Genomic DNA, 22929 nt, shown 5'->3' with positions numbered 1-22929 from the left:
CCGGGCAAGGTGCTTGCCTCGCCCCCTGCCGCCGTTATGATCTCAGCCCTTAACAGATGGAGCCCCATGATGCTGAATCCGGATCAATTGGCTGCCCTGCTGCCGCCCGTGCGTGAACTGGCCGTGCAGGCTGCCGCCGCCATCATGGAATTCTATACCGATGACATGGAGACGGAGACCAAGGGCGATGGCAGCCCCGTCACCCGCGCCGACCGCGCCGCCGACGCCGTGATCCTGGCCGGCCTGCGCGCGCTGACCCCGGATATTCCCGTGGTGACGGAGGAAGAGGTGGCGGAAGGCCGTATCCCCGATATCAGCGCCGGCACCTTCTGGCTGGTCGACCCGCTGGACGGCACCAAGGAATTCATCAAGCGCAATGGTGAATTCACGGTGAATATCGCCCTGCTCCTGAATGGGGAGCCGGCGCTGGGTGTGGTGCTGCTGCCGGCCACGGGGGAGCTTTACGCCGCCGCCGGCCCCGGCACGGCCATCCGCAGCCGGCCTTTGGCCAAGGATGAACCGATTACCGTGCGTCCGGTGCCGGCGGCCGGCCTGACGGTGCTGTCTTCGCGCAGCCATGCCGATAATGCGGCGGTGGATGAGTTCCTGGCCGGCCGCCGTGTCGCCGCCCGGCTGGCCGCCGGCAGTTCGCTGAAATTCTGCCGTGTGGCCGAAGGGGCCGGCGATGTCTATCCCCGGCTTGGCCCCACCTGCGAATGGGACATCGCTGCCGGCCACGCCGTGCTGCTGGGCGCCGGCGGCAGCCTGACCCAGATTGATGGCGAGCCCTTGATCTATGGCAAGGCCCCCCGCTTCCTCAACCCGCATTTCGTCGCCTGGGGTGGGGTGTAATACCGGTTCCCAGTGAGTTCTGATCGTCAGGAACTGGTATGAGGCAGGAAATTGGCTCTATGAATAAATCGTGATTATCTTATTCCTGTCAGGCGGCGTGATTAAACGGTGCCACCTCTCCTGTTAGGGGGAATGACTTGCTTCATTCGCGCGTGTTCCTCCTGACTTGGGGTATCCTGTGTATCTGCGCTGCGGCTCAGACGGCGCAGGCTGTCGCTCAGCCCGTTTCGACAACGGAGGTCGGGCATAATATCTCCGGTTCCGACTTATCTGTCGCGGATTGGCGGAAACGGGCGACGGTTGATCTGGCTGCCTTTGCTGATGCGCTGCGGGAGAACTACATCTACGCCGCCTATCCAGATCCAGAGCGGTGGCGGGAGTGGTTTGGGCGCACGCTCAAGCTGGTGGAGGCTGAACTTCCGCTGGTCCGGGATGAAGCCGGCTATCAGGCTGTGATGCGGCATCTGGTTGCCACCTTTCAAGATGCGCATGTCAATGTCCGCTTCAATGCGTTATCGCCGATCCCGTCGAACTGGCCCGGTTTCCTTGCCCGGTTCGATAATGGTGCCTACAGCATTATGGCGTCGCGGCAGGCCCATATCGCCGACGGTGCCCAGGTGTCCGCCTGCGATGGCAAGCCGATATCATGGTGGACCGGGGTTATCGCGCAATATGAAATTGGCTTCCCCGACACGCTGGACGAGGTCCGCAACGAAGCGGCGTTGCGCCTTTTTGTCGATCGGGGCAGTCCGCTGAGGCCGCGACCAGCACAATGTGTGATCGGGGGCCAGTCGGTAATGCTGAATTGGGCCCCGGCACCAATGGCGGAAATCAATCAGGTCATCCGGTCATGGTCGGGATCTCGCCCGCCCGAGGTGAGCACGCGATTGATCGGCAATGATGGCGCCTGGGTAAGGCTCGGCTACTTTCAGCCGAACAGCGCGGCGCAGGCCGAAGCATTCCACGCAGCGATTGACGCTGCACCGTCACTTCGGGCCAAGCGCTTCATCGTCTTGGATGTGCGGGGCAATGGCGGTGGGCCCTATAAATGGTTCATGGCCTATCTGCGGGGGCTCTACGGTGAAGCCTATACCGACCATTATGCCACGGCGCGGCTGCATATTCGCGGCGTCTTCCGCCTGTCTCCGGCCTATCTGAAGCAGGAGGAGGATGGTGAATCGCAGGCGAGCGACTTCAAGGAGCCGCCTGACCCGCCACACGAGATCAACAGTGCCGTTGACAGCAGGCGCCAGGCAGCGGCGGTTGCCGCAGGTGAAACGATTTTCCGCACAACGCCAATTCCCCTCCCGCACAACGGCACAGCACCGGCGAACCCGGTCCGTGCCCAAGTTTACGTCCTTACAGATTACGGCTGCGGTAGCGCCTGCATCTCGTTTGTCGACGAGTTGAAACGATTTCCGGGCGTGCAGCAGATCGGGCTACCGACATCGGTGGACAGCCGGTCTGGCACCGCTGTCCAGATCAATTTGCCGAGTGGGCGGGCGACCGCCATGATCGCAACGATGACGCGAGATGGACGCATTCGCGACGACAATGAACCGCAGCTACCATCGATCAGGTTTACCGGCGACATTAGCGACGATAAAGCAGTGGAGACTTGGTTCCTCCGTGAGGTGTTCGCTGGCAACTGAATAGGGAACCCATTCAGCATACGACTTGGCCTAAACGGCTCTTCTTCATTTGATCGCCCTTTTCCGGGGATCAGGTCACCTGGAGAGCGAACCGGCTTTATCGCTGGCCTCCAAGGGTCATGTCCCATGACCCTTGCTATTAATGCCTCAACCCCGGTTTGCCAGCATCCGTCACCGTCCCGGTGACGCTGACCCCTTGAAAAGAGTGGTGGGCCCGGAGGGACTTGAACCCCCAACCAGACCGTTATGAGCGGTCGGCTCTAACCATTGAGCTACAGGCCCACGCGAGGACCGCAATTTGCACAAAACATTCGGCGAAATCAACAGCTGCAGTGCGGGAGAGTTACATATCCCCAAACGCGCTATTTCTCCCCCCGGCCTTCCACCGCATCGGACAGGGCATAGCCCGCCCCGCGGATGGTGGTAATGATCAGGCCGCCGCCCTGGGGCAGGTCCAGTTTGCGGCGCAGGCGGCCGATCAGCGTGTCCACCGTGTGCGCCGTCACCGAGCGCGGGTCGCGGTTGCTGATCACATCCAGCAGGAAATCCCGGTCCAACGGCTGCGGCCGGGCCGCCGCCAGGGCCGCCAGGATGTTGAATTCCCCCGTCGTCAGCGGCAGCAGGCTGCCGTCAGGGCGGAACAGTTCACGCCGGATCGGGTCCAGGTTCCAGCCGTCAATCTCCACCAGCACCACCGCCTTGGCGTCGCGCAGGCGGCGCACATTATTGATGCGGGCGATCAGCTCGCGCACCGAGACCGGCTTGGTCAGATAATCATCGCCGGCCTTTTCCAGCGCCAGGACACGATCCTCTTCCGCATCGCGGGCGGTGACGAAGATCAGCCCGGCCTTCTCACGCAGGCGCAGTTCAACCGCCGCCGTCAGGCCATCGCCATCGGGCAGGTTGATATCCAGCAGGATGACATCGGCCTTGGCCCAGGGCAGGCTGCGGCGCAGATCGGCCAGATTGCGCGCCCGCACCACGGCAAAGCCCTGATCCTCCAGCGCGCCGGCGATCAGTTCCAGCATTTCCGGCGCGTCCTCCACCACCAGGATGGTCGCGGACTTGTTCATGTCGGGGCTCCGTCCGGTTCCAGTACGCGGGTGATCTGGATCAGCAGCTTTTCTACCAGTAAAATCAAGGCGAAATCATCTGTGCCCATGCCGTCGGCCAGGGCCGTTTCCAGCGCGCCGGCGGCAATCGACAGGTCGCCATGGCCGAAACTGGCGGCAGAGCCGCGCAGCCGGTGGGCGCTGGCGGTCAGGGACGCGCCGTCGCCCTGCAGCAAGGCGGCTCGCAGGCGCGTTTGCTGTTCCCGGCACGCCTCCAGGAACAGGCCCTGGGCCGTGCCGGTACGGCTGGGCGGTTCCCGCATGGCGGCGGCGGGCAGGGGGCTGGCGGCGGGGGCGTAGCGGTGCAGCATGGCATAGAGCCGGTCCGGCTCCAGCGGCTTGGCCAGCATCTCATCCATGCCGGCTTCCAGATAGCGCGCCTCATCCAGCGGGCTGGCATTGGCGGTGACGGCAATGATGGGCAGCAGGGCCAGATCGGGATCGGGCAGGGCCCGCACCCGCTTTGTTGCCTCCACCCCATCCACGCTGCGCAGGCGGATATCCATCAGCACCAGATCGAACCGGTCGCGGGCCAGTGCCGCGCAGACCTCCCCGCCATCCTCCACCACCGCCACCCGGTGGCCCTGCGGTTCCAGCAGGCCGCGCAGCAGGGCCTGGTTTTCCGCTGCATCATCCACCACCAGAATGGACAGCGGTGCCAGCGGCGGCGCGACCGGTGCAGGGGCAGGCGGTTGCAGGGGCTGCGTGGGCCGGGCGGGAAAGCGGAAGCTGAACAGGGCCCCGCCGCCCGGCCGGTCGGCCACCGTCACCACCCCGCCCATCGCATCGGCCAGCCGCCGCACGATGGACAGGCCCAGCCCGGCCCCATCGGCCCGATCCGAGGCGCCATATTGACGGAACGGTTCAAAGATCAGCTGTTTGGCCGCATCGGGGATGCCGGGGCCGCGATCTGCCACGCTGAGCGTCAGTTCATCGCGCCCATCGGGCAGGGGCTGGCTGTGCAACCCCACCTCCACCGCACCGCTGGGCGCATATTTGATGGCGTTGGAGAGCAGGTTGATCAGCACCTGCTGCACCCGCAACCCGTCGGCCACATGGGCGGGGGCCAGGGGGCCGATATCCAGCAGGATGGCCAGCCCCTTTTCATCCGCCGCCGGGCGCATCAGGGCGGCCACCTCGTCCAGCAGGCGCGGCAGGTCCACCGGGGCCGGCTTCAGGCCGATGCCATCGGCCTCGAACCGCGACAGGTTCAGCGCATCATCCAGCAGATGCACCAGCCGCCGCCCGGCTGCCAGCATGATATCCAGCCGCCTTTCCTGATCCGACCGGGGAGCGTCGCGGTGCAGCAGGCCGGCCATCCCCATGATGGCGTTCATCGGCGTGCGGATCTCATGGCTCATCATCGCCAGGAAATCAGCCTTGGCGGAGGCGGTCAGCTCGGCCTGCCGCTTGGCCTCGGCCAGTTCGCGGTTGCTGGCCTGTTCGCGCAGCACATTCAGGAACTGTTCGCGCCGCATCCGGTTGGAACTGGCCCGCAAGACCCCGCCGACGCAAAAGGCCACGATGGTCAGGGCCACGAGGATCAGCAGATCAATCGGCGGTTTGGGCTGCTGGCCCAGCACCCCCCACCAGAGCAGGCTGACCCCCGCCCCATAGGCGGAGATCGCCATGGCCGGCGTGAAAGCACCGGGCAGGCTGGCCGACAGGCCGATGGCGATCAGCGGGAAGAAGGCCCCACCATGCACCTGCAGCGTCGGGTGATCGAAGACCAGGGCATTCAGGGTGAAGAAGACGAACTGGTGCAGGAAGGTGACGGCGGGCAGCCGTGCCGGACTGGCCCGGGCCATGGCCAGCAGCGACAGAACGCACCAGACCAGGATCAGGCCCCGGATGGAGAGGAACCAGCTCAGCCGCTGCGGATCGACGGTCAGGAAATCCAGGGGCGCGAACAGCAGGCTGGTCAGGGTGGCGGCAATGACGCAGACATGCGCCATGTTGAAATCCAGGCGCCGGTTGCGCAGGGCGAATGCTGCTTCCTGGTCTGTGTCGGTGAATTCACCGGTCCAGCGGAACTGGCTTTGTCCTGTCTGTCGCTTCACGGATGATCCTGCCCCGGGGCGGTGCGCCTGAGGCACCATCATGGCGCAGGACCAGGGGGAATTGCCAGTCACGCCATGCAATTACCGGCCGTCGCGGTCTGTGCAGGGCGGGAAAAGGGGGCCGATGTCGATCTTTCAAGGCACGCGGACCGGGGCCGGATTCGCCATCTCGCCACGTGCCGCCCAGTCATCGCGCAGAATCGCATAGAGCAGATGGTCCGCCCATTTGCCATCGATGCGCAGATATGCCCGCGCATAGCCTTCGCGGGTGAAGCCTGCCTTTTCCAGCAGCCCGCTGCTGGGAATGTTGCTGGGCAGACAGGCGGCTTCCACCCGGTGCAGCCCCAACTGCCCGAAGGCGAAGGACAGCATCAGCCGGGCGGCTTCGGAGATATAGCCATGGCGGGCATAAGGCTTGCCGGCCCAATAGCCCATGGTGCCCATCTGGGCCACACCCCGGCGCACATTGGTCAGGCCGATGCCGCCCACCACCGCGTCCCCCGATTGGGTGAAGACCAGGAAGCTATAGGCTTCGTCATCGCGCCATTCCCCGGCCTGACGGCGCAGCCGGCGGTTGAAGGCCTCACGCGTCAGGGCATCGGGGGGCCAGGTCGGTTCCCATGGCACCAGAAAATCGCGGCTGGTGTCGCGCAGCTCCGCCCAGGGGCGCCAATCCTTGGGCTGGGCCGGGCGAATATAGACACGGGCGCCATCCACGCGCAGCGCCGGGGGGCTCAATAACCCATCGGGGATCAATCTGATCAACGAAGCCGCCCCCCTTTGCTGTTCTTATTATTGTTATCGGCTCAGGCAACCAGACGACCGGTCACGTCGCCATAGCTTTCCAGCCCATCCAGCGGCCCCAGCGCCGTCAGGGTGGGTTTGCTGGCAAAGATGCGGTCGGCACAGGCGGCGATGGCGTCCAGATCCACCGCATCCAGTCTTGCCACCGTTTCGGCGGGCGGGATGTAGCGGCCATGTGACAGCATCTGCGATCCCAACTGTTCGGCCCGGTTGGTGGTGCTTTCCAGCCCCATCAACTGGCTGGCCTTCAACTGGGCGCGGGCGCGCGACACCTCTTCCTGGGTCAGGCTGCGCGCCAGCCGGCGCACCTCCTCGCACACCACGGGCACCAGTTCGCCCATGCTTTCCGGGCCGGTGCCGGCATAGATGGCAAAGACGCCGGTATCGGCCATCGACCAGTTGAAGCTGTGGATGGAATAGACCAGCCCGCGCTTTTCCCGCACCTCCTGGAACAGGCGGGACGACATGCCGCCACCCAGCAGGGTGGACAGCATCAGCGTAGCGTACAGATCGGGATCGGTGTTGGACAGGCCCTGGAAACCCAGCAGCAGATGCACCTGCTCCAGATCGCGTTCCTCGCGGAACTCCCCACCCTGATACAGCGCCTGTTCGGCCTGGATGGCCTCACCGGTCGGCAGGTCGGTGAACAGGCGGGCGGCCAGTTCCACCACCTGTTCATGGCTTACATTGCCGGCGGCGGCGACCACCATATTGGCCGGTACGTAGCGGCCATGCACATAATCCACCAGGGCGGTACGCGGCAGGGAACCGACAATATCCGCCGTGCCCAGCACCGGGCGGCCCAGCCGCTGGCCGGGGAAGGCGGTGGCCAGGAAATGGTCATAGACGATATCGTCGGGCGTATCCTCCGCCTGACCGATTTCCTGAATGATGACTTGGCGTTCCTTGTCCAGCTCCTCCTCATCGAACAGCGGGTGCTGCACCATGTCAGCCAGGATGCCCATGGCCAGCCCCAGATCCTCTTTCAGCACCTTGGCGTAATAGGTGGTCTGTTCGCGGCTGGTATAGGCGTTCAGGTGCCCGCCGACATTCTCGATCTCCGCCGAAATGGCGAAGGCGTCGCGCGTCGGCGTGCCCTTGAACAGCATATGTTCCACCACGTGGGCCACGCCATTGGCGGCCAGCGGTTCATGCCGGCTGCCGACACCGAACCACACGCCGACCGTCACGGTCTCCACATGCGGCATGGTGTCAGTCATGACCCGCAGACCGTTGGGCAGGGTGGTCAGGCGGATATTCTCAGGGGTCGGGAAAGCGAAGTTGCTCACGTACCAGTTTCTTCCATCAATGCCTTAGACGCCCAGAATGCGGGCGCGGGCTTTCACATGATCTTTCAATATCTGGATATCATTGGGAAGGATGTCCATCCTCTCCACCCGGTCATAAAGATCGGCCAGATGACGCGGCAGCGGGGGGCGCACGCCGGTGGCCTTTTCCACCGCATCGGGGAACTTGGCCGGATGGGCGGTCCCCATCACCACCAGGGGCACCGACGGGTCCAGGTTCGACGCGCGGGCGGCGGCCACACCGACCGCGCTGTGCGGATCGACCAGATAGCCAGAGCCGTCATAGGCATCCTTCATCACCGCCAGCGTTTCGGTGGTGTCGCAGCGATAGCCTTCGAACAATTCCCGCACGCGATCCAACTGACCCTGGCTCACCTCAAACCGGCCGGTTTTACGGAAACCATCCATACACTGGGCGACGGCGGCGCCGTCGCGGTCCATCAGGTCGAACAGCAGCCGTTCGAAATTGCTGGAGACCTGGATATCCATCGACGGGCTGATGGTCGGCACCACCCCGTCGGCCTGCATGGCGCCAGAGGCGAAGAAGCGGGCCAGAATGTCATTCTCGTTGGTGCCGACAATCAGGCGCTTCACCGGCACGCCCATCTGGCGGGCGGCATAGGCGGCATAGACATTGCCGAAATTGCCCGTGGGCACGGCAAAGGCCACTTCCCGGTCGGGTGCCCCCAATGCCACGGCGGCGGCAACATAATAGACGATCTGGGCCATGATGCGGGCCCAGTTGATGGAGTTCACCGCCGACAGGTTCAGCAAATCGCGGAACGGCTGGTCGTTGAACATCGCCTTCACGGCGTCCTGGCAATCGTCGAACGTGCCCTGAAGGGCGACGTTATGCACGTTGCTGGACAGAACCGTTGTCATCTGCCGGCGCTGCACTTCGGAGGTGCGGCCCTGCGGGTGCAGGATGACGATATCCACCCGTTCCCGGTCCCGGCAGGCCTCAATCGCGGCCGAGCCGGTATCACCGCTGGTGGCGCCGACGATGGTGACGCGGCTGTCCTTCTTGGCCAGCACATGGTCGAACAACTGACCAAGCAACTGCAAGGCCACGTCCTTGAAGGCCAGCGTCGGCCCGTGGAACAGTTCCATCATCCAGGTGCGCTGGTCGATCTGCACCAGCGGCACCACGGCCTTATGGGCAAAACTGCCATAGGCGGCGTTGACCAGACCGGCGAAATCTTCCTTTGCGATGGTGCCGTCCAGGAAGGGGAACATCACCTCCACCGCCAGTTCGGCATAGGTCAGGCCACGGAAACGACGCAGATCATCCGGGGTGAGCTGCGGCCACGCCGCTGGCACATAAAGCCCGCCATCGCGGGCAAGCCCCGCCAGCAGAACATCATCGAAAGCCAGGGACGGCGCCTGGCCGCGCGTGCTGATGTAAGACAAGTTCACCCCGTTACCCGGAATTCTCCCAAACCGCGATACCCTATCCAGCGCGGCGGCTCGCAGCAAGGACGGGGCGTCCGGCGGCACGCAAACCCGTCATGCCCGACACGCCCGGCGGGTGCCGCTTTGTTAATTTTTCACTTTCGGATGGGGCCTAGGCAGCAGGCGCTATATCGTTGGCACCCGAAGCGCGGGTATATTAGAGCGTGTAGGGTTTCTGCTGGCGGATATTCCAGGCGGCAGGGACGCATAACATGTTCGTGCGGACAGACAGGCCGGATGGCGATGGGTTATATGCACGGGATCATGGTGGGGGTGATGATGGGCTTCGGCGCCTATCTCTTCACCTATCTGCTGGGCCGCTTCGTGGAAAGCAGCATCCTGTCGCGTCCCGATCTGCGCCGGGCGGAGGAGGCGTTGCCCCGTCGTTCCCTGCTGGAAGCCAAGTTCGACACACGGCGCAGCGACCGCCGTGCCCGGCTGGGGGTGTTGACGGCGGAAATCACCGACCTGCGCCGCCGCCGTTTCCTGCAGGATAAGGCGCTGGCCGATGCGCGGCGGGAGGCACAGGCCCCCATTCGCGTGGTGGGGGCGGAAGGCCAGGCCTTCCTGAAATTCCGCGCCTGGCTGGTGAACCGGCAGGTGCAGATGGCGGTGGCCGACCGCAAGCGCCATCCCACCCTGGATGGTGAATGGGCCCAGCCGCAAATCGTGGAGGTCTGGGCCGATTCGCTGGGCGATGCCCGCAAGGAAATCCAGCGATTTTACCCTGTGCCGCTGGGTTTCAGTACGTTATCCATCTCCCTGGAGCAGGCGGGCCCCGCGGAGGGTCAGGAAACGGCCAAGGCTGTGGCCGGTTGAGGCTGGGGCGAACGGGAAGGGAGTGCGATGAACGTTTCGTTGCTCCTGGCGGCATTGCTGGTTTTCATGGCGGTGGCTATCGGCCTTGATCAGGCCATGCGCCGGGTGCGGGCGGCGCGCAAACGCTACCAGACCGTGATCGCCAAACAGGGCCAGCAGACGGAACGGCTGCGCGCGGCAGCACGAGAGAGCCTGACACTGGGCCGGGAGGTGCGCAATATTCAGCGCACCGCCGATCTGTTGAGCGAGGAGCTGATCCGTTTCGAGGAGGAGATGCACCAGCTGGCCCGACCGGAAAACCGCATCTTTGTGCTGGATGAACGGCGGGGCGTGCTGGACCGGGGCTGGCTTGTCATTGTGGACAGTGCCGGCCCGCAACCGGACAGCCGGCAGATGCCGCCCTGGGTGGGCAGCCGCCGCTTCCGTGTCTGGGCCGCAGACGAAGCAGCGGCGCGCGCCAAGGTGGAACGCCGCTATCCGCCCGATGGCGTCTATCTGATCCAGACCATTCAGCCACTAACGATGCCCACCCCGGCCAACAGCAGCGGATGATTGATCAGCTTGCCTGTTTGGCCTCCAGCACCGCCTGACGCAGCAATGACAGCCGGTCATTGCCATAGACCATTTCCTTGCCGGCCACGACAAAGCTGGGCACGCCGAAACAGCCGGCCTTGACGGCGGCAGAAACGAAGCCGGCGGCCTGGGCGGCGGTTTCCGGGTCGTTCAGCATCGGTTCGAACAGGTGGGGCTCGATGCCCACCGCGTCATTGGCGATGCGCAGGCACAGCGCATCATCAGCCGGGCTGGCCCCTTCCACGAAGATGGCCTTCATCAGGGTGCGGGCGAACACCTGCCCGGCATCGAACCGCCGCGCCGCCACGCAGGCCAGCGCCAGACGCGGCGGATTGGGCATCACCACATCCTTGTAATCACGGAAGGCCACGCCATAGAGCCGGGCGAAGCGTTCCAGATCGGTGCGGCGATAATCGGGGCGGAACTGGCCGGAATGCGGCACCGCCTGTTCCAGATCATAGCCCGCCGCCCGGTTCAGTGCCCGGGCAGAGACGGGATACCAATCCACCCGGCAGCCGGTTTCAATCTGCAGCTTCGACAATTGCGTGGATGCCAGATAGGCATAGGGGCTGGCCGGGCTGAAATAGAAATCGACGGTGACGGGGCCGGGCATGATGGCGGTCAGCTTTCAAGATGGTTGGGCCAAGGAACGGGGCCCAAGGCTTGCCAGCAAGCCCGCCCGGATGCAAGGGCTGAACAGGGGGATGTTTTTGCTGCTGTCCCTGGTGGGGCCTGCGATCAATGCCTATCTGACGTCAGCAGAATAAAACACAAGGCTGAGGCAGCAGAGATTTAAATGGACATGATCAAAACCGACCGGCTGATCCTGCGGAACTTTCAGACCGGGGATGCGGCGGATTTATGGGCTTATCTGTACAAGCCGACGGTGAGTTGTTTTTTCTCGCTCAAGCTGGATGATCTTGCCGCCGCCGAAGCGGAAGTGGAAAAGCGCAGCCAGGATGATGAGCATATTGCCGTCTGCCTGCGCGATGGCGGCCGCCTGATCGGCGACCTGTTTGCGATGTTCGAGGAGCCGGATACCTATTCCGTCGGCTGGAACTTCAACCCAGATGTCGCCGGGGCTGGATATGCGTCAGAGGCGGCGCGGGCCCTGTTTGCCCATCTGTTCACAGCCAAACAGGCCCGCCGGCTTTATGCCTATGTGGAAGACACCAACCTGCCGTCGCAACGCCTGTGCCAGCGGCTGGGGATGCGGCAGGAAGGGATGTTCATCGAATATGTCAGCTTCGGCAAGGATGCGAACGGCACGCCGCTTTACGAAAACACCATGCAATATGCCATTTTGCGCCGCGAATGGCAGGGGTAAGGGGCCGGTGCTGCCACCGGCCCCATTCCTGACTATCACCCGGCCAACAAGCCGCGCAATTGCCGGCTGGCGACGGCCAGCATGGCGATATCCACGCTGGATGCTGCGCGCAACTCGGTCAGCAGGCTGTTGATCCGGTCCAGCGGGCCCTGGCGCTGGGCGATCCAGCCCTCCAGCGGGTTGCCACCGGGCTGGGCCAGCACGCGGGCCGTCAACCGTGCCTGCAGACTGAACAGATCATCCAAGATGGCCGCCACGGCCTGACGTTGCCAGTGATTGTCGGCCTTCACATCCAGGGTGCGGGCGCGCAGCGTATCCAGCCCCAGCCGATCGCCCAGTTGGAAGTAAAGCGCTGCCACATCCGGTGCCGGCTTGCTGGTTTCCACCGTGACGGCGGCGATGTCGGTCGCCGCCGCCAAGGCGGGCAACTGGGCGATATGGGAGGCCAGATCGCCCGGCACCTGCTGTTCCGACCAGCGGCCCGCATGTTCGGCCACCCATTTCAGCGCCGCCGGGGAGAGCAGGCCGGCCAGATCGCCGGCCAGTTCCGCCACCACCGGGGCCAGCCGGGCGATTTCTGCCTGGATATCCAGCGGATAGGCACCATGGGCCAGCACCCAGGGCACGGCCCGGCGCATCAGATGCCCGGTATAGAGCATCATTTCCGTCTGGGCCTGGGCGGGGGCCTTGGTATCCAACGCCTCCACCGCGTCCCACAGGGCGCGCAGGCCAAAGGCATCGCGCACCACCAGATAGGCGCGGGCCACATCATCGGCCCCGCGCCCGGTCTGTTCCACCATTTCCCAGGTGAAGGTGGGGCCGACGCGGTTGACCATGCCATTGGTAACGGCGGTGCAGATAATTTCCCGCCGCAACTGGTGACCGGCCACGGCGTCGGGGAAACGTTCCTGCAATGCCTTGGGGAAGTAACGCACCAGATCGCCCAGCACGGCGGCATCGTCCGGCAGGCCGCTGGCCAGCAACTGGTCGTACAGGTCGATCTTGGCATAGGCCAGCAGCACGGCCAGTTCGGGCCGGGTCAGCCCCTGGCGGTTGGCCACGCGGGTGGCCACCTCCTCATCATCGGGCAGGAATTCGATGGCGCGGGACAGCTTGCCGGCCTTTTCCATGGCGCGGGCGAAACGGGTCTGATCCTCCAGTGCATCTGCGGCGTGCGCCTGGGCGATGGTCAGGGCCTGGGTCTGCTTGTAATTGTCGGTCAGCACCAGGGCGGCCACCTCATCGGTCATTTCCGCCAGCAGCTTGTCGCGCTGTTCGCGGGTCATGCCGCCCTTGTCCATCACATCCCGCAGCAGGATCTTGATATTTACCTCGTGGTCAGAGGTGTCCACCCCGGCGGAATTGTCGATGGCGTCGGTATTGATGGCGATGCCGACCTGGGCTGCTTCCACCCGGCCACGCTGGGTGAAGCCCAGATTGGCCCCTTCGCCCACCACCTTCACCCGCAGGTCGCGGCCATTGATGCGGATGGCATCATTGGCCTTGTCGCCGGCATCGGCGTTGCTTTCCTCGTGCGATTTCACATAGGTGCCGATGCCGCCCAGCCAAAGCAATTCCACCCGCGCCTTCAGGATGGCCTGCATCAGGGCCGCCGGGGTCAGCCGTTCATTCGGGATATCCAGGGCCTGACGGATTTCTGGGCTCAGTTGGATGAACTTGGCCGACCGGTCGAAAATGCCGCCACCGGCGGACAGCAGCGATGCGTCGTAATCGGCCCAGGAGGAACGGCCGAGATCGAACAGGCGCTTGCGCTCCACCCAGCTTGTTGCCGCATCCGGGTTGGGATCGATGAAGATATGGCGATGGTCGAAGGCGGCGATCAGCCGGATATGGCGCGACAGCAACATGCCATTGCCGAACACGTCGCCCGACATGTCACCCACGCCGACAGTGCTGAAATCCTCCCGCTGAATATCCTTGCCCCCTTCGCGGAAATGGCGCTTCACCGCCTCCCACGCGCCGCGCGCGGTGATGCCCATGCCCTTATGGTCGTAACCGGCGGACCCGCCAGACGCGAACGCATCATCCAGCCAGAAGCCGTAATCGCGCGACACACCATTGGCGATGTCGGAGAAAGTGGCCGTGCCCTTGTCGGCGGCCACCACCAGATAGGGATCGTCGCTGTCCAGCCGCACCACATCGATGGGCGGGATCACCTCCCCCTTCTTCAGGTTGTCGGTGATGTCCAGCAGGCCGCGCATCATGGTCTTGTAGCATTCGACCACTTCGGCCATCAGCGCTTCGCGCCCGGCGGTGGGCGGCGGCGGGTTTTTCACCACGAAGCCGCCTTTGCTGCCCACCGGCACGATCACCGCATTCTTGACGATCTGCGCCTTGATCAGGCCCAGGATTTCGGTGCGGAAATCCTCCTTGCGGTCGGACCAGCGGATGCCACCGCGCGCCACCTTGCCACCGCGCAGGTGGATTGCCTCCACGCGCGGGCTATAGACCCAGATTTCCCGCCAGGGGCGGGGCAGGGGCAGTTCGTCAATTCCGGTGCTGTCCAGCTTGAAGCTGACATAGGGCTTGGGCGATCCATCCGCGCCCTTCTGGAAATAATTGGTGCGCAGGGTGGAGCGGATCAGGTTCAGCATCCGGCGCAGGATGCGGTCTTCATCCAGGTTGGAGACACCATCCAGCGCATGGTCGATCTCCAGGATCAGGCCCTTGCGCTTCACATCCACCGCATCGCGGCCAAACTGCGCCAGGAAGGCCGGGTCGTGGCTGACACGGAACAGGTCGATCAGCCGGCGGGCGATGGGGGCATGGGCGGCCAGCGTATTCTCAATATATTCCTGGGTCAGGTCGAACTTGGCCTGTTTCAGGTACTTGGCATAGGCGCGGAAGACCACCACCTCGCGCCAGGACAGGCCGCCAGCCAGCACCAGCCGGTTCAGCCCGTCACTCTGCGCCTCCCCGGTCCAGACGCGCAGGAATGCATCCTCAAAGGCGGCCTTGATCTTTTCCAGCTCCACTGCCCGACCGTCGGTGGTCAGCATGTCGAAATCCTGGATGAAGATATTGGCCGGCTGGTCCGGTACCTCCACCTCGTAAGGGCCGCCTTCGGCCAGGATGCGCAGACCCAGATGTTCCAGCATCGGCAGAACCTTGGACAGTTCCACCGGTGAGCCGGACTGATAGACCTTGAAATAGAGCTGGTGGCTTTCTGCCTCCACCGGGCGGTGCAGGTTCAGCGCCAGGCGGCCGGTGGCCAGGGCCTGTTCAATGCGGGCGATATCCACCACCGCCTCATCCGGGCCATAGGCTTCCTGGTAAGAGGCGGGCAGGGCCTGGAGATATTTGCGGGCCAGCGCCAGCCCGGCGGCCTCCCCCTTTTCCTCCACCAAAGCCTGGGACAGCCGGTCACGCCAGCCGCGCGCCGCCTCAATCAGCTGGGTTTCCAGCTCCAGCACATCCACATCCGGCGGCGCGCCGTTGGTCTGGATGATCAGGTGGACGCGGGCCAGCACGCTTTCCGACAGGGTGACGTGGGCCTGGGAGGTGGTGCCGCCATAGGCCTTTTCGATCAGGCCCTGCAAGCGGCGGCGCAGATCGGTATCGTAACGATCGCGCGGAACATAGATCAGTGCGGAAACGAAACGATTGAACGGGTCTTTGCGCACGAACAGAGCCACGCGCTGGCGGTCCTGCAATTGCAGCACGCCCAGGGCAATCTCATACAGCTCGTCATCGCTGATCTGGAACAGCTCGTCACGCGGGAAGGTTTCCAGAATATGCAGCAGGGCTTTGCCATCATGGCCGCGCGGGTCGAACCCGGTGCGCACCATCAGCCGGTTCACCTTCTGCCGCAGATAGGGGATGTCGCGGGACGACCGGTTATAGGCGGTGCTGGTGAACAGGCCAACGAACAGCCGTTCGCCGATCTCCTCCCCCTGGTCGTTGAACAGCTTCACCATCACCGCATCCAGCGGTGCACGGCGATGCACGGTGCTGTCCTTGTTGGCCTTGGTAACCATCAGGAAGCGCTGCTGGCGCACAAAACTGCGCACTTCCGGCGGCAGGGTGGAGAAATGGCGCAGCCCGTCAAAGACGCTGACATCATCGTCGCGCAGCACGCCCAGCCCCTGGCCGGGCTGGATCTCCAGCGTCGCCTCGCCATTATCCTGGCCGAAGCGATATTCGCGCAGGCCGAGGAAGATGAAATGTTCTTCATCCATCCAGTGCAGGAAGGAGAGCCCTTCCTCCACCTCTTCCGTCGGCAGGGGCAGGCGGCTGGTGCTGCTGTCCAGCAGGGTTTCGGCCAGCCGTTCGCGCATGGCGGTAAAGTCGGCCACAGCGCCGCGCACATCGCCCAGCACCTTCAGGATGCCGCTGCGCAGCGCTTCCAGCTCCGCCGCACCGGCAATCTGGTCCACCTCAATATGCATCACCGATTCGGCAATGGCGTCGGCGGGGGCGGCCTCGGGCTCAAACAGGGTGGCGATCTTGCCATCAGCCCCGCGCGTCAGGCGCAGCACCGGATGCACCACCAGATGCACGGTCAGCCCATGGCGGTTCAGTTCAGCGGAAACGCTGTCCACCAGGAAGGGCATGTCGTCATTGACGATTTCCACCACGGTATGATGGGCATGCCAGCCGTCGGCATCCACGCGCGGGTTCATCACCCGGACCAGCGTTTCACCCGCATGGCGGGTACAGCCGAACTGCCAGATGGCGAGTGCAGCGCCATACAGTTCGTCAGCACTGGAACGCAGCATGTCTTCGGCTGAGACATTGCGGTAGAACTGCCGCACGAAGGTTTCGGCCAGCGCGGCCTTCTCCTTGGGCAGACGGGCGCGCAATTTGGCGACCACCTGTTCCACCAGCTCGGACTTCCGCTGTTCGAGCTTGTACGCCATGACTTCTCTCCCGATGTCACCGGCTCTCTGGCCGGATTCAGTCCGGCCCGGCACGGTTTGCGGACCATACCTTGCCCCATTTTCATGACAGTCAGGAAGGTGCAGACGGTTACAATCCCATGATCCGAAAGGCTTGTACTGTTGGCGGGCTGGCATACGGCATTCCATTGCTTTACAAGCGGCAACGGCTTTCTTTTCGAATGCGCCGCCATCGCCCGATTTTCGAAGCTGGGAGGAAGCACCCCTTGCCCGTGGCCGACTCGAGTGTGCTGGGCCTGACCGCCGTCATCGTCGCGGTGACGGATGAGGTGCCGCGCGTGCTGGTGGTGCGGCGCATGACGCATGACCTGGCCACGCCCGAACAGCGTGACGCGACGGAGGGGCTGGACCTGCTGCCCTTCGGCCCGTTCGCGCCGGAACGCGACCGCACGCTGGAACAGGGCTTGCGCCGCTGGGTGCAGGAACAGACGGGCCTGCCGCTGCGCTATGTGGAGCAGCTTTATACGTTCGGCGACCGCTATCGTGATCCGCGAGAGCTGGAGGGGGGGGCGCGCGTGGTGTCCGTCGGCTATATGGCCCTGGTGCGCGAAGCGCCGCTGTCGGGCAGCGGGGCGGCGGAATGGCACGACTGGTACGATTATTTCCCCTGGGAGGATTGGCGCGACGGCCGGCCGGAGATTCTGACCAGGGTTATCCAGCCTGCCCTGGAGCGCTGGATCGCCGCCGCCCCCGATGCCACCGCCGCAGCCGCGCGGGCGGAACGTGTCTCCACCACCTTCGCCGAAGAAGAGCTGTGGGATACGGAGCGGGTGCTGGAACGCTATGAACTGCTCTACAGCGCAGGCCTGGTGGCAGAGGCGCGACGTGACCGGGCCATCCGTCAGCGCCTAGGGCTGGCGCTGGATCAGGCGCATCTGGATGAACCCGATCTGGCGGCCCAGTTGGGCACGCCGATGGCGCATGATAATCGCCGCATCCTGGCGGTCGGCCTGGGCCGGCTGCGCGGCAAGCTGAAATACCGGCCGGTGGTGTTCGACCTGCTGCCGGCCCAGTTCACCCTGTTCCGCCTGCAGCGCACGGTGGAGGCCTTGTCCGGCGTGCAATTGCACAAGCAGAATTTCCGCCGGCTGGTGCTGGCTGGCGGGCTGGTGGAAGCCACCGGCACGCATGAGGCCAATACCGGCGGCCGCCCGGCCGAGTTGCACCGGTTCCGCCGCGACGTGCTGCGCGAACGGGTGGCGGCCGGTGTGGGCCTGCCGATGGTGCGGATGGTGGATTGACCCCGGTCGGTTCAAGGGCGGCCCTTGTCCATGGCCGCCCTTGAACCGACCCTCACCAGGATTTCAGCGGCCGCAGCACCGGCGTCTTCTTTAGCAGATGCCCATCCATGCTGCCCAGCAGCCGATCCAGCAGCGACACGGCGGTGCCCACAGCCGGGCCCTTGTTCAGCATCACGCATTCCGCCCGCGCGGCCATGGCGGCATCCGTCATCTCCCCGCGCGACGGCACGCCGGATTTCACCAGATCTTCCAGCACCTGGGTGGCCCAGATCACCGGAACGGCCGCCGCCTCGCAGATCCACAGGATTTCTTCCTGCATTTCCGCCAGCCGTTCAAAGCCGATTTCCGCCGCCAGATCGCCGCGCGCGATCATCACGCCGAAGGGGCGGTCGCGGCCGGCACGGGCGATCAGGTCGGGCAGGTTGCGCACTGCGTCCGGCCGTTCGATCTTGGCGACCAGTCCTAAGGGCGTTGCCCGCGTCGGCAGCCGGGCCAGGGCCGCGTCCAGCAGGTCGATATCCTCCGGTCGGGAGACGAAGGAATAGCCGATCATATCGGCACATTCGATCACGGCGGCAAGATCGCGTTCATCCTTGGCGGTCAGCGGTGACAGGCCCAGCGCGGTGTCGGGCAGGTTCAGGCCCTTTTCCGGCTTGGGCTTCAGCCCGCCTTCCTTCACCCGGCCCACCCGCACCAGGGCCGCCCCTTCCTGTACCGCCTCCACCAGCCCTTCCAGCTTGCCATCATCGTACAGCACGCGGTCGCCGACGGCGACGCGGTTGACGATTTCCGGCAGGGAGACGGCGACGGCATAGCCGCCACCCGGGGGCAGCGGTGCCCCTTCCACGGTCAGCCACAGGCTGTCGCCGGCCCGCAGCTTGCCTTTCTCCGGGGCGGCGACCAGATCGCCGGTGCGGATTTTCGGCCCGGCAATATCCATCAGGATGCGGATGGGCCGGCCAACATCCAGGCTGGCCGCCCGTACATGGGCGGCCATGCTGTGCCAGGCGGCGGCATCATCATGGGCACAGTTGATACGGGCGCAATCCATGCCCAGCCGGGCCAGTTCCAGCACCATGTCGGCGTCTGCGGCTGCCGCGCTGGGCAGCGTGACCATGATGCGGCAGCGGCGATGCGCGTGGGCTGGGCCGAACAGCCCCTCCGTTGCCGCTGCCAGCGCCTGTTCCCCGGCAAAGAATTGCCCCTCTGTCGGCAGAAGAATGGGGGCGGGTGCCCCCTGCAAGCCAGCCAGTGCCACCAGTACGGCATCCAGCGTCGGCAGCACCCGGCTTTCCAACCGGCCCAGCGAGGACAGGCCGAATCGCATCAGGCGGCGCTGCAACGGCCGCAGGTCATGATGGCGCAGCGCCAGATAATGGGCCAGATTGGCCAGCGGGCTTTCCGCTGCCGGCTGGCCCAGGCGGGCCAGGAACGGGGCCGCCCCTTCCAGAATGGTGGCGCGCAGGGCCGCCATTTCTGCCAACAACCCTGCCAGTTCCAGGCTGTCCCGACTGGTCGGCTGACCGTCATCCATGTCCGCTGCTCCCCTTGGGCGAAGATGGGGGCAGCATAGACCGTGCCTGTTACGGCCCCATGACCTGTCTCAAACAGTTAAAGAAAAGGGCTGGTTTCCCGTTACGGAAACCAGCCCTTCGCCTTGGGGGAACAGCAGGATCAGATGTTGTCGGCAATCCAGTTCTGCAGCTGGGTCTTCGGCAGCGCGCCAACCTTGGTGGCGGCAACCTGACCATCCTTGAACAGCATCAGGGTGGGGATGCCGCGCACGCCGTAACGGCCCGGGGTCATCGGGTTATCATCAATGTTCAGCTTGGCGATGGTCACCTTGTCGCCCAGGGTAGCGGCAATGTCATCCAGGGCCGGGGCGATCTGCTTGCAGGGGCCGCACCATTCAGCCCAGAAATCGACCAGGACCGGCCCGGACGCCTTCAGAACATCGGCTTCGAAGCTGGCATCGGTAATTTTGATCGGGGCAGTCATCATATCCTCGGCGGATTCGGGTTTCTGCGGCCAGCCGGCCGCCTCTCGACATGAAATGTAGGCAGTGCCCCGACCCCTGGTCAAGCCGAACGGATGTGCACGGCTGCACTGCGGCCAGTGGAGGGGGCTGGGAGGGAAAGCGAAGAGCGCCATAGGAGAAGACTGACATATTGCTCTGAATATGAAATATTAATCGAATGAATGCAGTGCTAAAGTCCCGGACAGTGATGTTGGGTGGCGGGCGCGATGACAGATGAGAGTGGTATCGCGCGGAATGCGCGGCTGGTGTCGGGCGATCAGCAGCCGGCAACCTTTCAGGAAAGGGGGATTTCCATCCCCTTCACTACGCCTTTGCTCAGCCAGGCCCGGTTACGCCGGGATGGCGACAATCGTTTTGAATTTCTGTTGCCCAATTTTACGACAGGCAGGGGCAATTATGTCATACCGATGAAGGGCCTTTCCTCGGTGATGACGCTGACAGTGCATGACCGTATCCTGTTTGAACAGATTGAGGCGCTGGAGAGCCATTCGCCGGAACAGGTGCGCCGGGCGGTGCTGGATGTGCAGGCCACCGGCATCTGCGGGCCGGATGCAGCGGCCCGCGCGGCAGAGCTGCTGGAGCTGGACAGCCAGTATCTGGTGCTGACCCAGTTCATCCTGGTCACCGAACTGTTGAAGCTGGTGGGGATCGGGGCTGCCGACCTGCTGCGCCCCGAGATGACCCCGGATGACAGCAAGCGCCTGGCCCGCCAGGCCTTGGCCAAGGTGGCTGGGATGGTGGGCATTGCCCCCGATGAACTGGCTGGTCGGGTAGATGATCTGGGTGTGGTGGTCGCCCCTGTGGGCCTGTCCCAATGCCCCCGGCCGGGACGCCTGCGCATCTTGAATATCCGGCTGGAGGCGTTCGGCACGGAACTGGCGGAATGGGCGGAACTGGATGGATCTGAGGCGGCACCGCTGGGGGCCTATTGCGCGACGGTGGCCCGTCAGACATTGGCCCAGGTGCAGCAGCGCCTCGGCCGGCTGGATGCCGCCTGTCGTGACCCGATGCAGATCGTGCACGATGCCCCTCGCCTGCGGAAGGAGATAACCGATCAGGTCGGGCGGATCGCCTGGTTGCTGGATGGCTGGGATTTCCTGCTGATCCTCTGGGAGAATGTCCGTAACGCCAGCCCGTCGGCCAAGCGTGAACTGGTGGGTGAACTGTCCTGTCTGCTGCCGGCGATCCCGCGGGAAGAGATCGGCCCCGTGCTGACAGCAACGGCGGATATTGAAACAATCAACCGGTTGCAGCGCCGCTGGGTGCGCGGCAACCAGGATATGGGTGCCGGCGTTCTGGATCTGGAGGCGGTAATGCGGCTTGAGGCACTCAAAGCCGTGATGGCGTGAGGGTGGGGGATGGCAGCGATGAACCGGCCCCCGCAGTCGGGCCAAAATCAGGCAACAGAGAATGCCGGCGGCGACTGGATGGCGCTGATGGGCGATGCCAATCGCCTGTCGGATACCAAGCTGTTGCAGATTTACCGCCTGTTGGATCAGGTTGGTGACAAGCCGGAGGTCAGCAGTGTTTTTGCCGCCCTTCGGCCGCGTCTGGCCAATCTGCGGCCACCGCGCCGGCAGACGGCCTGCCGGCTGTTCTTCCGCCCGGTGGAAGACCTGCTGGATGATCAGGAAAATTACAGCCGTCGCCTGGGCCGCATCAGCCGCAGCACGCTGACCCCCTGCTGGCGGGCGCTGAAAGACCGGATACCGACGGCCCTGCAACAGCAGGTACAGCAGGCGGTAAGCCGGATTGATCCCAATGATGGGGAGTTGCTGGCCAATCTCTGCGATCCGCTCTGGCAAACCGGCGCCGAAATCCTGGGTTGGGTGCTGGCAGAATGCGACGCCAATCTGAAACAGAAGGTGACCCTGTTCGGCCGTGACGATGATGTGATCCGCCAGTTGGAGGTGATCAAGGAAATCGTCAGCATTGCCGCACCGGTGGAAAAGCTGAAATCCACCCTGCCGCCCCGCCCCATTGCCACCCTGTCGGAAAGCCATCTGGAAACCCTGCGCAAGGTGCTGCTGGACATGGGGCGGGAGGATATGCGCCAGACCATGCCGCTGGTGCGCGTGCTGTCATCGCGGATGCAGCGACCGGGTGACCTGCTGCGCCTGCTGGGTGACCTGCGGCTGGGTGGCCCGCCGCAGGAGAAGGAGGTGATGACGCGGGAAATGTCCGGCTATATCGTCAGCAATCTGCTGCGCCAGACCAGTGGTCTGGTCTCTGACAGCCTGGTCCCCCGGCAGGCTGAACTGGATGGGCTGGCCAATGTGGCGGAGCGGCTGGCCGATGGGCTGGGCTCCATCCACGATATGGTGCAGGGGATGCGGGATAAGGAATTGTCCGGCAAGATGCAGACAGCACGGGGGGAAGTGGCCCAATTCGTGCTGAAGAATGTCTGCGACAAGGTCAGTACAGCGGCGATTGACGCGGTTTTCCCCAGCGACGGCCAGGCCGCCGATATTGACACCATCAAGAAGGCCGAACAGCAGATGCTGGCCCTGCGCCGCGCCGCCCGGATGGCGGGAGCGCTGGGCATTCAGAAAGAAGTTTCCAACCGCATCACCGATATCAGGCGGCGGCTGGAACAGCAGACCAACGCCGCCTTGCGCAAGACCCCCCGCAACCGTGACGGCACCCTGTCACCGGAGGGCGCCCGCCATATGTTCAACAGTCTGCGTCTGGTGGAAATCGTTGCCGGATCAGAAGAGGCGGCGCGGCTGTATAAGGAATGGCACCGGCAATATTGGTAAGCCGCCAGCCTGCC

At 64.3% G+C, this 22929-nt stretch carries 17 protein-coding genes and 1 tRNA gene; 8 read left to right on the top strand and 10 right to left on the bottom strand.

What is annotated here, in order from left to right:
• The first annotated feature begins 69 nt into the window (after positions 1-69).
• A complete protein-coding gene (cysQ, locus tag GE253_RS00780; protein WP_153202804.1) occupies positions 70-852 on the top strand; it encodes a 3'(2'),5'-bisphosphate nucleotidase CysQ in 783 nt (260 codons plus the stop codon).
• Between the two features lie 137 nt (positions 853-989).
• Entirely contained in the window at positions 990-2504 is a 1515-nt protein-coding gene (locus tag GE253_RS00775; RefSeq protein ID WP_153202239.1) for a hypothetical protein, read from the top strand.
• A 206-nt stretch (positions 2505-2710) separates the two neighbouring features.
• Here the strand turns inward: GE253_RS00775 and GE253_RS00770 are convergent.
• From GE253_RS00770 to thrC, 6 genes are all read right to left on the bottom strand, one after another.
• Positions 2711-2786: transfer RNA gene (locus tag GE253_RS00770), tRNA-Ile, on the bottom strand.
• 80 nt (positions 2787-2866) lie between these two features.
• Positions 2867-3577 (bottom strand): response regulator transcription factor, encoded by a 711-nt coding sequence (locus GE253_RS00765; protein ID WP_153202238.1) that lies wholly within the window; start codon positions 3575-3577, stop codon positions 2867-2869.
• Positions 3574-5676, bottom strand: coding sequence for an ATP-binding protein (locus GE253_RS00760; RefSeq protein ID WP_173012425.1), 2103 nt, complete (start codon positions 5674-5676; stop codon positions 3574-3576). The genes GE253_RS00765 and GE253_RS00760 overlap by 4 nt, the downstream gene beginning before the upstream one ends.
• 135 nt (positions 5677-5811) lie before the next feature.
• Positions 5812-6441, bottom strand: coding sequence for a GNAT family protein (locus tag GE253_RS00755; protein WP_153202236.1), 630 nt, complete (start codon positions 6439-6441; stop codon positions 5812-5814).
• 41 nt (positions 6442-6482) lie between these two features.
• Positions 6483-7700 carry a pitrilysin family protein gene (locus GE253_RS00750; protein WP_153202803.1) on the bottom strand — a complete coding sequence of 406 codons (1218 nt, stop codon included), beginning with the start codon at positions 7698-7700 and terminating at the stop codon, positions 6483-6485.
• 93 nt (positions 7701-7793) lie between these two features.
• Positions 7794-9197 (bottom strand): threonine synthase, encoded by a 1404-nt coding sequence (gene thrC / locus GE253_RS00745; RefSeq protein WP_153202235.1) that lies wholly within the window; start codon positions 9195-9197, stop codon positions 7794-7796.
• Positions 9198-9476: 279 nt separating this feature from the next.
• On the opposite strand from thrC, the gene GE253_RS00740 reads away from it, so the two are divergent.
• Together GE253_RS00740 and GE253_RS00735 are read left to right on the top strand one after the other, a co-directional pair.
• A complete protein-coding gene (locus tag GE253_RS00740) occupies positions 9477-10058 on the top strand; it encodes a hypothetical protein (RefSeq protein ID WP_089367386.1) in 582 nt (193 codons plus the stop codon).
• A 27-nt stretch (positions 10059-10085) separates the two neighbouring features.
• On the top strand, positions 10086-10610 hold the full coding sequence (locus GE253_RS00735; protein WP_153202234.1) for a hypothetical protein: 525 nt from the start codon (positions 10086-10088) through the stop codon (positions 10608-10610).
• Positions 10611-10614: 4 nt separating this feature from the next.
• Here GE253_RS00735 and GE253_RS00730 read toward each other — a convergent pair whose 3' ends face one another.
• Positions 10615-11244, bottom strand: a complete 630-nt coding sequence (locus GE253_RS00730; protein WP_153202233.1) for a DsbA family protein — start codon at positions 11242-11244, stop codon at positions 10615-10617.
• Positions 11245-11427: 183 nt separating this feature from the next.
• Here GE253_RS00730 and GE253_RS00725 point away from each other — a divergent pair, with 183 nt between their 5' ends.
• Positions 11428-11958 carry a GNAT family N-acetyltransferase gene (locus GE253_RS00725; RefSeq protein WP_153202232.1) on the top strand — a complete coding sequence of 177 codons (531 nt, stop codon included), beginning with the start codon at positions 11428-11430 and terminating at the stop codon, positions 11956-11958.
• Between the two features lie 35 nt (positions 11959-11993).
• Here the strand turns inward: GE253_RS00725 and GE253_RS00720 are convergent, their stop codons facing one another.
• Positions 11994-16838, bottom strand: a complete 4845-nt coding sequence (locus tag GE253_RS00720; protein WP_153202231.1) for an NAD-glutamate dehydrogenase — start codon at positions 16836-16838, stop codon at positions 11994-11996.
• Between the two features lie 251 nt (positions 16839-17089).
• Here GE253_RS00720 and GE253_RS00715 point away from each other — a divergent pair, with 251 nt between their 5' ends.
• On the top strand, positions 17090-18118 hold the full coding sequence (locus GE253_RS00715) for a hypothetical protein (protein ID WP_348770751.1): 1029 nt from the start codon (positions 17090-17092) through the stop codon (positions 18116-18118).
• A gap of 52 nt (positions 18119-18170) precedes the next feature.
• Here the strand turns inward: GE253_RS00715 and GE253_RS00710 are convergent, their stop codons facing one another.
• Together GE253_RS00710 and trxA are read right to left on the bottom strand one after the other, a co-directional pair.
• Positions 18171-19652 carry a pyruvate kinase gene (locus GE253_RS00710; RefSeq protein ID WP_153202229.1) on the bottom strand — a complete coding sequence of 494 codons (1482 nt, stop codon included), beginning with the start codon at positions 19650-19652 and terminating at the stop codon, positions 18171-18173.
• A gap of 140 nt (positions 19653-19792) precedes the next feature.
• Positions 19793-20116 carry a thioredoxin TrxA gene (gene trxA / locus GE253_RS00705; RefSeq protein WP_153202802.1) on the bottom strand — a complete coding sequence of 108 codons (324 nt, stop codon included), beginning with the start codon at positions 20114-20116 and terminating at the stop codon, positions 19793-19795.
• A 246-nt stretch (positions 20117-20362) separates the two neighbouring features.
• Here trxA and GE253_RS00700 point away from each other — a divergent pair, with 246 nt between their 5' ends.
• The gene (locus tag GE253_RS00700; protein WP_153202228.1) at positions 20363-21505 is read left to right on the top strand and encodes a hypothetical protein; all 1143 of its coding nucleotides are present in this window, start codon (positions 20363-20365) and stop codon (positions 21503-21505) included.
• Positions 21506-21523: 18 nt separating this feature from the next.
• Positions 21524-22915: a hypothetical protein gene (locus tag GE253_RS00695; RefSeq protein ID WP_153202227.1), complete on the top strand. Its 1392-nt coding sequence runs from the start codon at positions 21524-21526 to the stop codon at positions 22913-22915.
• Positions 22916-22929: the final 14 nt, after the last annotated feature.

It is taken from the genome of Niveispirillum sp. SYP-B3756, from assembly GCF_009495745.1.
Taxonomy (GTDB): domain Bacteria; phylum Pseudomonadota; class Alphaproteobacteria; order Azospirillales; family Azospirillaceae; genus Niveispirillum.
The sequence above is the reverse complement of the archived record's forward strand: the minus strand, read 5'-3'. Positions and strand labels throughout refer to the sequence as shown.

Bases quoted from the DNA above. Each gene is read 5' to 3' on its own strand.
- trxA (WP_153202802.1), bottom strand. From the start codon at position 20,116: ATGACTGCCCCGATCAAAATTACCGATGCCAGCTTCGAAGCCGATGTT.
- GE253_RS00720 (WP_153202231.1), bottom strand. From the start codon at position 16,838: ATGGCGTACAAGCTCGAACAGCGGAAGTCCGAGCTGGTGGAACAGGTG.
- GE253_RS00740 (WP_089367386.1), top strand. From the start codon at position 9,477: ATGGCGATGGGTTATATGCACGGGATCATGGTGGGGGTGATGATGGGC.
- GE253_RS00710 (WP_153202229.1), bottom strand. From the start codon at position 19,652: ATGGATGACGGTCAGCCGACCAGTCGGGACAGCCTGGAACTGGCAGGG.
- GE253_RS00750 (WP_153202803.1), bottom strand. From the start codon at position 7,700: ATGACTGACACCATGCCGCATGTGGAGACCGTGACGGTCGGCGTGTGG.
- GE253_RS00695 (WP_153202227.1), top strand. From the start codon at position 21,524: ATGAACCGGCCCCCGCAGTCGGGCCAAAATCAGGCAACAGAGAATGCC.
- GE253_RS00730 (WP_153202233.1), bottom strand. From the start codon at position 11,244: ATGCCCGGCCCCGTCACCGTCGATTTCTATTTCAGCCCGGCCAGCCCC.
- cysQ (WP_153202804.1), top strand. From the start codon at position 70: ATGCTGAATCCGGATCAATTGGCTGCCCTGCTGCCGCCCGTGCGTGAA.
- GE253_RS00735 (WP_153202234.1), top strand. From the start codon at position 10,086: ATGAACGTTTCGTTGCTCCTGGCGGCATTGCTGGTTTTCATGGCGGTG.
- GE253_RS00725 (WP_153202232.1), top strand. From the start codon at position 11,428: ATGGACATGATCAAAACCGACCGGCTGATCCTGCGGAACTTTCAGACC.
- GE253_RS00700 (WP_153202228.1), top strand. From the start codon at position 20,363: ATGACAGATGAGAGTGGTATCGCGCGGAATGCGCGGCTGGTGTCGGGC.
- GE253_RS00765 (WP_153202238.1), bottom strand. From the start codon at position 3,577: ATGAACAAGTCCGCGACCATCCTGGTGGTGGAGGACGCGCCGGAAATG.